Genomic DNA, 13,154 nt, shown 5'->3' on the forward strand with positions numbered 1-13,154 from the left:
TATCACCTCCTTGTTTGGAATTCTCTTATTGCTTTTGTATCTGCTTTAGTTTGTTGTAATCTCCATAAAGTTTTCAAGAATTCTTTACCTTCTTCTGTTCTACCAAAGCTATAAATCCAACTTTCTTTTCTGTATAACAAAAACAGGCTCAGTGGTAGTTCTTGAACTTCATTAAAACTTAAGCCTGTATATTTGCTAATTCTTTTAACTTCATTTGTGCATAAATAAAATGCCCTTTCCCAATCTTCTGTAGGAAAGTACTTATTAAAAAGTGCTTTCCTTATCCTAAGATCATCTGGAAGGGGCATTTTTAGTTTGGGTTCTCAAGAGCTTTTCTAGTAAGCATTCCAACTTCTTGATATACTCTAATAACAGCTGCTTGAGGTAATTCCTCTATATCCTTAGTAGTAAATTTAATTCCTTCTTTATTTCTATTTAACTGTTCTAATACTAATTTTCTTTGTTCTTTAATTGCTTCTTTATTATCTGTTATAGCCTCATAATTAATCATTTTCTCGTATAGATTATTAGAAGCCTCTTTAACACTAACTGTTTTATTACCTATCTTAAATTCTATTGTTCTATTTTCATAATCATTTAAATTTATCATCTATGCTTCCCCCTCTATTTCAGCAGCTTCTTCATCTGTCAATTCTTCTTCAAAAGAAGCTAAGAAGCCCTTAATATATTCTATTGCTGTTATTTCACTATCTACTGTTAACTCTTTATCACTAAATTCTAAAGAGAACCCATTTCCACCCTGACCTATCATGGTAAATCTTATTTTCTTACCATTTTCTTTTTTATGAACAAATCGTAGTAAAACAGTTTTAAGGGAACCACCACCACCAAATGTTAATGTCCTAATTTTCTTAGTCTTATCTTCTTTAAATTTAGCTGTAGAAAGTAAAGCTAAATTCTTTAAGGCCCATGTTAATATACCTGTTTTAGCTGTTAGTTCTTCTTTAGTTATAAAACTCTTAACTGTTTTTCCATAAGAATTTACTACATCATATTTTTCTGGCTTATAATCTATAGAAAATCCTCCAGAACAATGTCCTACATTATGTTCATCTTTTTCTATCTCTGCATGTTCTGGTATTGTTGTTCCTGAAAATTCATACATAAATAATTCTCCAGCACCTAATACTATTTCATTATTATCTTTAGACATTACTTACACCTCCACTTAATAATAAAAATGCAGGATACTTCCCACATTTGAATACTGTCATTATAAAGAGAACCTCCACCAGCTAAACCACTTCTTAAAACAATATCGTGGTCCACTAATGAAGGTTCTCTATCTTCCATATCTAATTTTTTTAATACCTTTTCCCTTAATTCTAAAGCATTATCAAAGTCACTCTCTATAATTTTAACTTCACATTGACTTTGCTTAACTACACCACCATTTATAGGAATTATCGTATAAGTAATAAAAGGTCCTTCACCTACTCCAAATACTGGAGTAACCTCTAGACCTGTTACCTCATCTAATATATTTTTAATTGCTATTTCTAGCATCTAATCACCTGCCAGTATTCTAGATATTTTATCTTTATTACTGTCTCTTGCCTTTTGTAAGAATGGCTGTGGCTTCTGTCCTCTAGTAATATGCCATCCTTTATATTTACCTGCCTTAACTTCATACTTCCATGGTGTTTTACGACCATTCCCATCTTTAGCATATATACCTGTTCCCTGATGTACATATGGAGCATACTCGGAACTATTAGAGATAATTCCTGTTATTTCAGAATCACTTATCTGAATATCATGCTGCATACTTGCTCTTAAAGGTCCCTGGTCTACTGGACACCCTTTCTTTGCTTCACCTTCTATAAGTAAACATGCTATCTCCATATTTTTAGAAACTTTCCCTATAATCTCTAAAGTGGCACTTTCCATACTTCTAATAAATTCACTATTAGACATTAGTATCAACTACCTTTAATAATAAATTATTTAATCTACCTTGTGGATTAGCACTAGTTACGTTATATACAAGCTTATCTTTAACTAATCTATTTATTCCTTCTTTTACATCTTTGTAAAATGTAAGGCCTGTATGACTACTCTCATTATACTTAATACTATTTGTATTCAGCATATCATTAGTTTTGTATAAGGCAACATTAATAATCTTAACATCCACCCATTGTTCTTTTTTTGCTCCAGTAGGAGATTTAACCATTTTTTTCTTTTGTAACATTATAGGCTTCATATCTGCGTTAATACTCATAACATCACCTTGGTAGCTTTCTACATCTTCTTAGTTTTCTTAGTATGTCTTTAGGAATATCTTCAATATAAGATTGACTTACACCACTATAACTTTCACTAGATACACCCTCAGAGCCTAATTTATTGATTTTAATAACAACTATATCTTTAACAATACTAATACATTTTGTAGGAAGTTCTTTTCCATCTTCAAGGTTAATATATTCTGATACATCATCAATAATATCTTGAACTATATCTCTTAACAATACTTCGTTCATGTCAGATATTCCTGGTCTTAATTTTATAGATTCTATTATCTTCTCTACTATTTTAATCACATCCTAAATTAAGGTGTTCGTTATGAACACCTTTTTACTTAAGCTCCTGTTACTTCCTTTGTATTTACAGGATTTTCTTTAGTATTTGCAATTTCAACTTTTGTTGGTATTACTTGATCTGTTGGTATTATATTATAATTTAATATTGCAATTGCATCATCTCTTAAAACTTTTGAGCCATACATGCACAATCCTCTAACACCATCAGCAAAACTTGTTTGAAGTCTCATAGCTTCCATTTCATCTAGCTGTTTAGCTGCACCAATAGCTCCTTTGTAATGTGCTATTATTTGACCTGCTGGCTTTTCTTCTGAACAAACTACTTTCATTCCATTAATGGTTTGTCCATCAACAAAACCATTAGCTAAAACACTTGGATTAGGAGTAAATCTTCTATCCTTTGATAATAACCCTAGTATTTCTGAATCTACAGTTACATATCTATCAGCTTTAGGTATTTTATTCTTTGAAAGTATAGTTCCTAGATCCACTATATAATCATATATATTAGCAGGTGATACATCTTTCTTTGAAGATTTAGAACCAATTATATTTTGAGTTTTTGCTCCACTAGCTAACGTAATAAAGAAATCTTTATCATAAGTTTCTGCTAATACTGCTGCATGTTCTGCTGTAGTTGTTGCCATAACATCTAATACAAGTTGAACCTTGTCACAATCATCTAAAGAAAAGGCAAAATACTTTTTCTTATCAAAAGTCATTTCAATAGGAGTTGTATTAATATCATCCCATGAAATACTACCCTCATAATCTTTAATAGTACCTGCTCCTACTCTATTAAAAATAACTTTGTTTCCTTGAATTTTAGTTGGTTTTGTTGATACTGAATTAGCTACTGATACAGTATGAAAATTAGCTAATAATGCACCTTCCCATAATGTTGCTTTAAAATTATTTACTGACATTTAACATTCCCTCTTTCTTCTATTTATTTTCATTCATTTTCATAAATTGAGCTGCTACTTCTTCTGCTGTCATATTATCTGCATTGTTTACTAAAGCTTCAAAAGTATTATTTGATAATGAACTTTCTGTATTTACTGGTGGTTTACCACTTAACTTTTCTTCAAATAGGTCTTTATAACTCTCTTTTAATCCTTTAAGCTGTTCATCTAAACCACTAACCTTACCATCTTCACTGATTACTAATTTTTCTCTATCAATCTTAGTTGCTAGTAAATCAGTATGTTTTGCTTTTGATTTAATTAAAGCTTTTTCGATAGCTCCATCTAAAGTAATATTTCTTATTTTAGCTTCACTATCTTTCTTAAGAGTTTCAATAGTAGCCTCATGGTCTTTAATAGTCTTTTGTAAAGCCTCGTTATCACCATTATTTTTCTTTAAATCCTTAATAGTAGTATTAGCCGTTTTAAGTTGACTCTCAAGATCTTCCTTTTGACCTTTTAACTTTGTGTACCTCTCCTCAATATTTTCTTCTTTAGTTGTATAAATTTTTTCATCCGATATGCCTTTAATAATTTTTTGAATCACATCATCAGCGATTCCTAACTTTTTTAATAAAGCTTCTAACATTGTTTTATTCCTCCCTATAATTACGCCTTTATACGTGAGTTGCACCACTTTATATGGTTTTACTAATCCATTCTTTTACGCCTTGTGTATAGTAATAAAAGGCAATAATAAAAGCACCTACCTAAGTAAGTGCTTATTTAATCAATATTAATTATTTTAATTCTTTGTTTAATTAATAATCCGCCTTCTCATCATATTCAACTTCAAAAGGCTTATTCTCTTTAATACATTTCTTTATGCTATCCATTATTTGCTCATCCTGCCAATCACAAGGTATGCTTCTAATAGGATAATTATCTTGAAATTTTTCTTCATATTCCATCAATAATTTATCTAACATTTCTAAATACCACCTTTATTAATTTCATCTAATATTTCTTCAAATACTTTATATGACTTAGGAAAATATTTTTTTATACTTTCTAATGAACCTGGATTACACATTGTAGCTTGAAACATTTCTGCAAAGGCTTCTTTACCATTATCTCTTTCTTTCCAGTAGCTTTTGCCATGACCAAAACCACCTCTTACCTTCGCACCAGTAGCTCCCTCAAACATATCAGAAATATCCGCTCTATCCTTAGCTTCTAATTCTCTTATTTCTTTTGACAGTGCATCATAGGCTCGTGCTTTTATTGGCTTTCTTAAATCATCATCCCAAGTTGCCTTTATTTCTTTAAATATTATATCTACTCTTTTCTTAGCCTCTTCTTTTAGAGTTTTTCCTAGTAGTCCATCTTTAAATGTTTCTGAAATTGTTCTAAATTTTTGGCTATCCCCTATAATCATATTAGCTTCATAGTCAATATTATGACCAAATTCATGAAATGAAACACCATAAGGTACTTCAAAAGATGATCCTTGTGAATCCTTCTTAATATTTATCTGAACGCCATCATAAAATCTATTATAATTTGCTCCACCATTATGTGTACTACTTCTTATTTTAAGCTTATTTTCAAAAGTATTCCACACTTTTTTAACATTATCTGGTGAATTATCAACTATATCTCTCATTAAGTTATAATGTTGTTCCCCATATTTCTTATACAAATCATTTTCTTTATATTCTTCTTTTTTATCATCTAACTCTACTATTGGCAAGTAAGTACATCTACAATTAGCATGAAGTGGTAATATAGGTCTTTTATCTATATCATATGGTTTTCCATGCTTTGGTCCACATCTTTCACATACTCTTTCATCTTCTGCCGCCCAATATTGAACTTTCTTGCATCCAGCATCAACATAACCTTTAAATGCACTCTCATTAAGATAATGCATTATTTCCGTTCTTACTAATCTATGGGATACATTAAATCCCTCATTCATCCTATTATTAAGCTGTATAGCCATTTCTGTTACTGTTTTACCTTGTGTTAATCCATTGTTGATTATGTCATTTAGATTAGATGCTAATACTTGTGTATTTTTCCATAGCCTTGTTGAAAAATCAGAACCTCGCCAAGGTCTATTTAACATTTCTTCCATAACCTTTTTAGGTACCATATCAAATTCAATATTACCTAATTCAATCATAATATTAGAATAAATATCTTTAAACCCTTCCATCATATTGTTTCTTCCAAAAGCTTCAACCTTTTCTCCAAGATCCCTAATGATGTTCTCCATATTCTTTTGTAAACCACTAAGCCTATTAAATTTATGCATATCTGATAACATAAGAGTACTTGTTTTCATCTTTTCAGCTACTCTATATAATTCATCTGATATACTTAAACTAGCTTCTTGATACATTTCTAATAAAGCTCTATTCTTTTCCTCTAAATTATTATAGGTAGTCCAGGTATTATTAGCTATTCTTTTTTCCCAATACTCACTATTCTTCATCAGATCCACCACCATTTATAGGAACTTTATCCTTGAAGGGTAGATTAGCTTCAGTTTGTTCTTCTAGTTCTTTTTCTTCTGCTTCAACGTCTTTAACCCAAGGATGGTTAGCTAATATAGTCTTATCAGACGTTATACCCTTAGATTTTGTACAATTCTCTATAACCTCCGATTCGTTTATCTCCATATTTCTATTAAATAATATATCTGCATCAGTTTTATCAGTAGAAACTCCTGTTTCTCCTAGATAAATATTAATGAAATATAATAAAGTTTCAAAAGACATTTTAAACTCAGTTTCTATAAGATTACATTTTAAATCTAATCCACTATACATGAATTTTAAAGCTATTCCTGAAGGTGCAGAACCAAACCTATCTAAATCCTTATTTAAAGATTGTCCATCTTCAATTAAATCTCTCTTAAGTTGTTCATAATGCTCCTTCAATGCTGTAATATCCATTGTAGGTGTTAGCGTATCAACTCCTCCATCTTCTGGATCATCAATTGGGATAGCTCTATCCTCATTTAATCTTCTCATAAATTCAGATATATCTTCTCCACCATAACCTTTAAGTATAAAAATAAGATTTTTAACTTCTTCCACATAATTAGCTGCTTCACTTCTACTTAAATCATAAGCATCTAACAAAGTCTTAATAAATTTTATATCTGGAAGCTCTATTCTATTATTCTTAAAAGATATAAAGGGCACCTTACCCCAAGCTAACCAGTCATCACCCTTTTTATAGTGTGCTACTGGACCATTATCGTCTTCATTCTTATCTGTATAAGGTATTAGCATCTTACCATCTTGCCTGTAATAAGTAACACCTTCAGAAGTCCATACCTCAACATTAGTTATAGTCTTTTTCTTATCATACTCCCATATAACAGTTTCATATACTCTTATCATTGTATCTAGTTCTGTATGGCTATTATCTTTCCATATTGGTATACATTGCTCACTAGGTATAATCATTGTTTTAAATTTTCCCTGTTCATCAATGTAAGCTTGTAACCATGCAATCCCTTTATTACTTGCCTCATAACCTAATCCACTAAGTTGATATTGAAAGTGTTTTCCTAATACCTCTTTTACCTTGGTAATATAAAAATCATCATCACACTTTAAGCTATAATCTCTTGATAATATATAAGCTACTTTTTCATCAACCATATTCTTATATTTGGAGTGAGCTAGTTTATTATTAGCTTTGTATGTTTCTTCAATTTCTGTTCCTTTTACTTTTTTAGTTATCTTTCTATTAAATATATCATTTTCAACTTCATAGTATTTCTGACCTGTTATCATCCATTTTCTTTTATCTGATACATTAAAATCATTTATCAATTCTATTATTCTAGCATCTGTTAATGAACTATTATCCTGTATTGCCATAATTCCTGCTTTCACTCCTTTCCTAAGTTTATTCCATATATCTTTAACTCCCAACATATCACCTCCAGTAAACAAAAAAAGACCTAGAATGTTCTAAGTCCTCTCTTTTCCATATTCTCAGCAACTCCTGTTGTTGCATCTGGTGCATCATCATGCTTATTTTTACCTTCACGTTGATATTTAATCATAGCATCATAATACTCAGGCCATCTTTCTCTCCAATTCTTAGGATAGTATATGTGATCCATAACCCATGTCGCATTAGAAAGTATTCTAGCAATTTTATTTTGACTTTGATGAAACCACTTAATTCTAGTCTTATTAGATTTATACTTTTCCTTAAGTATTCTTTCAACAGCTCTTGCAAATCCTTTACCACCATTATTAGATTCTATCAATGCCTTATTAACAAAATTATCATATAAAGATTTAGCAACTTTATCTTCTGTTATTTCCATAGGTTCTTGTGTATATACTATATCTAATATATAGGCTTCTTTATTATAAGTTCCATATATAATATTACACAACCAATCTGAACCATCATCAGCAGTATCACAATATGCATGTATACCTGTAAATAAACTATTACCTTTTTCATCTCTTGGAATATCAATATATGTTTTAAAGCTATTATATAACCTACCTTTTAAATCAATAGGTTCTTGTTGATAGTTAGCACTTGCTATATCTGCTCCCATAGCTTTTTTCTTTGCTTCATATGATTTTCTCGATAATACTTCATCACATAACATTGTGCCATCATCTTGCAATGCTTTCATACTAATATGTTTAATCTTTGCACCCTGTTCTTTGTAATGCTCTAATGCTTTACCAGCTAAATCATCACTGGCCCATCTAGTCATTATTATAATTATTTTTCCGCCTTCTTCTAAACGTGAAAGCATTGTATTAGTAAACCATTCCCAATGTTTTTCTTTGACATCTGCATTATTTGCTTCAAGTGAATTCTTAATTAAATCATCTATAATCATAAGACTACAACCAAAACCTGTAGCAGTTCCAGTAGGACTTGTAGCTAAATAATTATTATAACCACCTTCTAAACTCCAAAGGTTCATAGCTCCATCACCACGTTTGATTTTAACAGTAGGAAATACATCACTATAAACTGGTTTGTACTGGTCTGCTTTTTCTTCTTGGATAGAGTTTCTCACATTCTTTGAAAACATAGTTGATAAGGTTTCATTGTATGATCCTGTCATTATCTTTTCATTTTGATTATTGCCAAGTACCCACTGAACAAATAGACCTGCTGTTCTTGATTTACCATGTCTAGGAGGTTCATTTATAACTAATACTTCATCATCACTTTCATAAAACTCCTGTAAGTCGTTACACAGTTCTACTAGATATTCTCTATTTTTCTTATAAAAATTAGGTGCTTTTAAATTACAATAAAAAAAGAACTCACGTCTTGCAAGTTCTATCTTAGCACCTAACTGTATTAATCTTTTATCCATCATCTTCACTAGCTATAGTTAATAACTGTTCCTTTGTTAATCCTTCATATGGATTATTTATATTTCCACTATGATCTATTTCTTTTCTATCTCTCCAATCTTTCGGCTTTCTATTCTTTAACCAAAATATCTGAGCTGTAGTGTCTGGCTGAACTTCTTTAGTAATTATCTTAGTTACTTGTAATTCATATTCTTCAGTTTCTTTATTAAATACTTTTTCTTGTGTTATTTCATTGTATTTATAGCCCAATGCTCTTTTTAAGAGTGCATTTTCAACTTCTATGTCTACTACTTCTTTACCTCTTTTTAAGGCGTCAGAAAACTCGGCATGTTCTCTTTTATATTTATAGAATGAATCTTTACTTATACCTAAATTCTTTCCAATTTGTTCATCAGTGAGCCCATTTCTAGCCCACGCTTCTACTAATAACAATTTATCTTTTACATTAGTTTCATATTTTGACTTTGCCATGAACTCACCTACATTCTTATTATTAAAAAAGAACCCTATTTCTAGAGTTCATATTATTAATATCTACTTACTATATATCTTATATTTTCTAACGATAACTTATCATACTTGCCTGTCCTAACCTCTTTCCACCTACTTATCATTCCTGTATATCTATCAATTTTGTTCCAATGAGAATTAGTGTCTATTTTCCCATCCTTATAACTTTCCTCATAAATCTTTAATTTTTGAAGAAGAAAACATGCATACCAATAATATTGTGGTTCTTCATTTCCATCAAACCCTTCAAAAGTTGTATTTAGCTTATTATATTCTTCTTTTTCTTCATCACATAAACTATAATATGAATCGTTTATACATCTATACATTTGTAAAACATCATAAACAAATTCTGATACTTCTTCTGGCGTTTCTTCACCAAAGTGTTCTATTAAATTATTATAGTTATGCTTAAATCCATTATAAACAATTTCTTGATTTTTCTCATAATCTTCTTTTTCTTCTGGATTTAAATGTTTAAGTATTTCATATTGATTATAAAGAAATAGTCTTTCTTTTTTAGTAAGTTCCATTTTAATCATCTACCTTTCATATAACATAATTATACAAAAGAAGGTAAATTCCTCCTATAAATTACAAAATATATAAAAAAGCCAGTAGAGTTTGTGTACTATATATCGTGTCCGGAGGTTTACACCTACCTTTCACAATTAAATTAATTAGGAGGATAAAACCCTACTGGTCTATAAGCATAACAAAAATACCCCATATCGTGAAAGGATATAGGGTATTTTTTATGAGAGGTTTAAATTTAATTCTTTACACTTACTATTTTAAAACTTTAATCTTAGAAAATTATTCTTTTTTTATTCCTTTTTTATTCCATGATTTAATATTTCATTTTTCTTCCTTTCTATTATTGATGAAATTATTGTTAAATACAAAAATACTTGATGCAACATTCCTTGAATTTAGTATCGTGAATTACTCTTAACTTAAAATAACACCATTTATAGTTATTGATAATTCCATAATTTTAACAGTTTTATCATAATGAGATTGTGCTTCTTTTGCTCTGTTTATATCTTTATACTTAACAGCTTGCAAGACATTATCATTCCAAAAACTCATAGATGATAAATACGTCTTATCTTCTATACAGTAAAGAACATAACATTTAATATATTTATCCATTATTTTCACCATTTCTAATTCCACTTTTCCCACATGAATATCTGCTCCAATATCTTATTCTTTCTCTTATTAACTTGACTTTGACTTAGATGTAATTTAAAAGATATTTGAATTTCATTCATGTTATCCCTGTATATCATAGAAAGCATTCTTTTATAATTATCCTTAAGTTGTCCTACTTTCCATTCCATTTCTGCTACTATTGATTCAAGATCACTTAGTTGACTCAATAAGATTTCTCTTTCTAGTTCTTTTTTTTCTTTTCTTCTCAACTTCATATCTGTTAATTTAATCACTTGGCTTTCAACATAACTTGTACAACTAGATGATGTTTGTACACGTTCATCAAATCCTGGGGATGATGATTCTTCATCTACATTTATATATTTACAATCTTTTAGTTCATTGTTTAGTTTATCAATTTGATTATTTAAGACATTTAATTGATTAGTTAAACCTTTATTTATATTTTCTTTATTGAAATATTTATATAATTTATCTTCTGTTTCCTTGTAAAGTATTCTTTTAAATTTTTGCATTCTACCACTCCATTAATTTATTTATAAGATACTTACCATCTATATCCACCAAACCTAACATTACAGGATTTTTTTCTTTTACTCCACTTTCTTTTTGATAACCATAAAATTCTCTATCCGCTTTTTCTCTTTTAGCTGCTATATCTTTAATTGTTTTCTCTGCTAATTCTTTGGGAGACATTCGTTAGTCCTCCTTAACTCTAGGTCTATCTTTTAGTTTAGCTAAGTGCTTAGAATATCCTTTCATTACTTCATCAGCCTTTATACCTAACTTATCTAATACGCCTAAGTTAGCTTGTACTATATCCCAAAATTCCTCTATAACATGATGCTTTGCTTTTTTAATATTTTCATTTTGAGGATTAATATTTGAGTACATATATACAAATAATGCTTCTTGAAGTTCTTTTGATTCTTCATCCACTTTATTTAATTCTTCTATAAATGTTATTCCACTTAAATCTATATTTTTAAGCTGTATACTTAAATTTAATTCTCTCACTACATCATCCCCTTAAATTTACTTTGAGTAGCTTTTCCACCTCTAATATGTCTTTGAGCCTTGTTTTCTTCTAATACACTGTGTACTTGTTTATATAAAACAGTATCTATACAACTTAAACGTTCTGTTAAATCTTTGTGTATTGTAGCTTTTGAATACATAAATGCTCTTGCAGTTTCTCTTACTGTAGATTTAGTTTCTACTGTAAACTTAGCTACTTCCTTTACTCTATTTTCTATATAATCTTTCATTTTTTATTGCTCCCTTCTTGAAATTGATAATTATTTGAGAATAAAAGTTTATAACTATAATGCTATTTGCTCTTATTCTCTATTAAATTATCTTAAAACCTTAACTATCCTTATATCACATTTAGAATTATATTTTCCTGTGTTTCTTTTTCTATGATTGTATTCGGATGCTCTTATGCAACCATCAGTTACATTTAATTTTTTAGCTAATTTTTCGGATGTTTCTTCAACTATAAGTGGTAATTCATATTTATCTGGACTTACTGCCATCCAAAGGTATTTATTCATGCTAAGTACCTTCTAGAAAGGACAATCTCCATCATCCACAGGATTTATATCTTCTTCAAAATTTCCACCATCAAAAGGACTTGATGATTTATTCTTCTTTCCTCCTAATAATTTAATTCCTCCATACATATCAGCTGTAATTTCTGTTGCATATCCTTTAGTACCATCTTGCTTATCCCACGATCTAGTACTTATCTTTCCACTTACAGCTACCTGTGTACCTTTTGTTAAATAGCTAGATAAGTTTTCAGCACTTTTACCCCATAAGATTATAGGGATAAAATCTGTCTTCTTATGTTCCCCATATCCATCATCTATAGCTATCTTAAATTTTGCTACAGCTGTTCCTTTACCTGCTGTAAATTGTAATTCTGCATCTGATACTAATCTTCCTATACCAATCCATTTATTCATTTTAAATTCCTTCTTTCTTTAATATTCATTTATTTCAAAAACTACACATTCTTCTTGATCAGTCCATTTTTTAGATACTATAAGCCTAACTACTTGTGAATCATCTTCAAATGCCACTTTATTTAAACCATCTAAAATTATCTTTCCTATATTATCTATATCAGGCTTAATTGTAGGGTGTATATCACCATTTCTAATGGCTTCTTTTATCTTTTTGGTGTAACTCTTCCTAATTTTAAAATAAGCTGTTATATTAATCTTTATAGGTGTTTTAAAACATGTACCATTTTCCTCTAGATAAGCCTGTTTAACCTTTTTTTCATATTCTTTTGTAGCTGGTGGTGTTACTGCATGACCTTTCCAAAAACGTGGTCTGCCTTTGCCAGTTATCTTACCTTGTACCACTATTTGCATTTAATACTTTCTCCTTATTCCTTACTTTTCTAGTTTGGTAGGTATTGTTTTTACAAAATCCATATATACCACCTCTTTAATATTGATTTTTATTTGAGAATGAAGTTTTATCGCAATAGTTCCACTTCATTCTCATATTTAGTTGTTTCATCCTGTATTTGTTATCTATACTAGTTAATAATATTTGTACAATTTTCAATGCTTTATGCTTTGTTTATATAT

23 protein-coding genes are annotated in these 13,154 nt (G+C 29.6%); all 23 read right to left on the bottom strand.

Features of this window, described 5'->3' with window-relative positions:
- Positions 1 to 2: 2 nt before the first annotated feature.
- Positions 3 to 308, bottom strand: a complete 306-nt coding sequence (locus BGI42_RS11465) for a hypothetical protein (RefSeq protein WP_069680435.1) — start codon at positions 306 to 308, stop codon at positions 3 to 5.
- Positions 309 to 310: 2 nt separating this feature from the next.
- On the bottom strand, positions 311 to 610 hold the full coding sequence (locus BGI42_RS11470; RefSeq protein ID WP_069680436.1) for a hypothetical protein: 300 nt from the start codon (positions 608 to 610) through the stop codon (positions 311 to 313).
- The gene (locus tag BGI42_RS11475; protein ID WP_069680437.1) at positions 611 to 1,174 is read right to left on the bottom strand and encodes a hypothetical protein; all 564 of its coding nucleotides are present in this window, start codon (positions 1,172 to 1,174) and stop codon (positions 611 to 613) included.
- Positions 1,174 to 1,527 (bottom strand): hypothetical protein, encoded by a 354-nt coding sequence (locus BGI42_RS11480; RefSeq protein WP_069680438.1) that lies wholly within the window; start codon positions 1,525 to 1,527, stop codon positions 1,174 to 1,176. Before BGI42_RS11480 ends, BGI42_RS11475 begins: the two co-directional genes overlap by 1 nt.
- Positions 1,528 to 1,938 (bottom strand): HK97-gp10 family putative phage morphogenesis protein, encoded by a 411-nt coding sequence (locus BGI42_RS11485; RefSeq protein ID WP_069680439.1) that lies wholly within the window; start codon positions 1,936 to 1,938, stop codon positions 1,528 to 1,530.
- Positions 1,931 to 2,245 (bottom strand): hypothetical protein, encoded by a 315-nt coding sequence (locus tag BGI42_RS11490; protein ID WP_069680440.1) that lies wholly within the window; start codon positions 2,243 to 2,245, stop codon positions 1,931 to 1,933. Before BGI42_RS11490 ends, BGI42_RS11485 begins: the two co-directional genes overlap by 8 nt.
- Positions 2,246 to 2,249: 4 nt before the next feature.
- A complete protein-coding gene (locus BGI42_RS11495) occupies positions 2,250 to 2,567 on the bottom strand; it encodes a phage head-tail connector protein (protein ID WP_084023877.1) in 318 nt (105 codons plus the stop codon).
- A 38-nt stretch (positions 2,568 to 2,605) separates the two neighbouring features.
- On the bottom strand, positions 2,606 to 3,493 hold the full coding sequence (locus BGI42_RS11500; RefSeq protein ID WP_069680441.1) for a phage major capsid protein: 888 nt from the start codon (positions 3,491 to 3,493) through the stop codon (positions 2,606 to 2,608).
- 19 nt (positions 3,494 to 3,512) lie between these two features.
- Positions 3,513 to 4,121, bottom strand: coding sequence for a phage scaffolding protein (locus BGI42_RS11505; protein WP_069680442.1), 609 nt, complete (start codon positions 4,119 to 4,121; stop codon positions 3,513 to 3,515).
- Between the two features lie 172 nt (positions 4,122 to 4,293).
- Complete coding sequence (locus BGI42_RS16085; RefSeq protein ID WP_158523403.1) at positions 4,294 to 4,461, bottom strand: hypothetical protein; 168 nt, start codon at positions 4,459 to 4,461, stop codon at positions 4,294 to 4,296.
- 2 nt (positions 4,462 to 4,463) lie between these two features.
- Positions 4,464 to 5,972 (bottom strand): minor capsid protein, encoded by a 1,509-nt coding sequence (locus BGI42_RS11510; RefSeq protein WP_084023878.1) that lies wholly within the window; start codon positions 5,970 to 5,972, stop codon positions 4,464 to 4,466.
- The gene (locus tag BGI42_RS11515; protein ID WP_084023879.1) at positions 5,962 to 7,428 is read right to left on the bottom strand and encodes a phage portal protein; all 1,467 of its coding nucleotides are present in this window, start codon (positions 7,426 to 7,428) and stop codon (positions 5,962 to 5,964) included. The genes BGI42_RS11510 and BGI42_RS11515 overlap by 11 nt, the downstream gene beginning before the upstream one ends.
- A 29-nt stretch (positions 7,429 to 7,457) precedes the next feature.
- The gene (gene terL / locus BGI42_RS11520) at positions 7,458 to 8,858 is read right to left on the bottom strand and encodes a phage terminase large subunit (protein WP_069680443.1); all 1,401 of its coding nucleotides are present in this window, start codon (positions 8,856 to 8,858) and stop codon (positions 7,458 to 7,460) included.
- Positions 8,851 to 9,330 carry a transposase gene (locus tag BGI42_RS11525; protein WP_069680444.1) on the bottom strand — a complete coding sequence of 160 codons (480 nt, stop codon included), beginning with the start codon at positions 9,328 to 9,330 and terminating at the stop codon, positions 8,851 to 8,853. Before BGI42_RS11525 ends, terL begins: the two co-directional genes overlap by 8 nt.
- A 56-nt stretch (positions 9,331 to 9,386) precedes the next feature.
- Positions 9,387 to 9,902 carry a YfbU family protein gene (locus BGI42_RS11530; protein WP_069680445.1) on the bottom strand — a complete coding sequence of 172 codons (516 nt, stop codon included), beginning with the start codon at positions 9,900 to 9,902 and terminating at the stop codon, positions 9,387 to 9,389.
- 418 nt (positions 9,903 to 10,320) lie between these two features.
- Complete coding sequence (locus BGI42_RS11535; protein ID WP_125461020.1) at positions 10,321 to 10,557, bottom strand: hypothetical protein; 237 nt, start codon at positions 10,555 to 10,557, stop codon at positions 10,321 to 10,323.
- Positions 10,539 to 11,063 (bottom strand): hypothetical protein, encoded by a 525-nt coding sequence (locus BGI42_RS11540; RefSeq protein WP_069680447.1) that lies wholly within the window; start codon positions 11,061 to 11,063, stop codon positions 10,539 to 10,541. The genes BGI42_RS11535 and BGI42_RS11540 overlap by 19 nt, the downstream gene beginning before the upstream one ends.
- Before the next feature lies 1 nt (position 11,064).
- Positions 11,065 to 11,244, bottom strand: coding sequence for a hypothetical protein (locus tag BGI42_RS16270; RefSeq protein ID WP_192875409.1), 180 nt, complete (start codon positions 11,242 to 11,244; stop codon positions 11,065 to 11,067).
- A gap of 3 nt (positions 11,245 to 11,247) precedes the next feature.
- Entirely contained in the window at positions 11,248 to 11,565 is a 318-nt protein-coding gene (locus BGI42_RS11545; RefSeq protein WP_069680448.1) for a hypothetical protein, read from the bottom strand.
- Positions 11,565 to 11,816: a sporulation transcriptional regulator SpoIIID gene (locus BGI42_RS11550; RefSeq protein ID WP_069680449.1), complete on the bottom strand. Its 252-nt coding sequence runs from the start codon at positions 11,814 to 11,816 to the stop codon at positions 11,565 to 11,567. The genes BGI42_RS11545 and BGI42_RS11550 overlap by 1 nt, the downstream gene beginning before the upstream one ends.
- Positions 11,817 to 11,903: 87 nt before the next feature.
- Complete coding sequence (locus BGI42_RS11555) at positions 11,904 to 12,104, bottom strand: hypothetical protein (protein ID WP_069680450.1); 201 nt, start codon at positions 12,102 to 12,104, stop codon at positions 11,904 to 11,906.
- A gap of 12 nt (positions 12,105 to 12,116) precedes the next feature.
- Positions 12,117 to 12,518, bottom strand: a complete 402-nt coding sequence (locus tag BGI42_RS11560; protein ID WP_069680451.1) for a single-stranded DNA-binding protein — start codon at positions 12,516 to 12,518, stop codon at positions 12,117 to 12,119.
- 18 nt (positions 12,519 to 12,536) lie between these two features.
- A complete protein-coding gene (locus tag BGI42_RS11565) occupies positions 12,537 to 12,932 on the bottom strand; it encodes a RusA family crossover junction endodeoxyribonuclease (RefSeq protein WP_069680452.1) in 396 nt (131 codons plus the stop codon).
- Between the last annotated feature and the right edge of the window lie 222 nt (positions 12,933 to 13,154).

Source organism: Clostridium taeniosporum (assembly GCF_001735765.2).
GTDB classification, from domain to species: domain Bacteria; phylum Bacillota; class Clostridia; order Clostridiales; family Clostridiaceae; genus Clostridium; species Clostridium taeniosporum.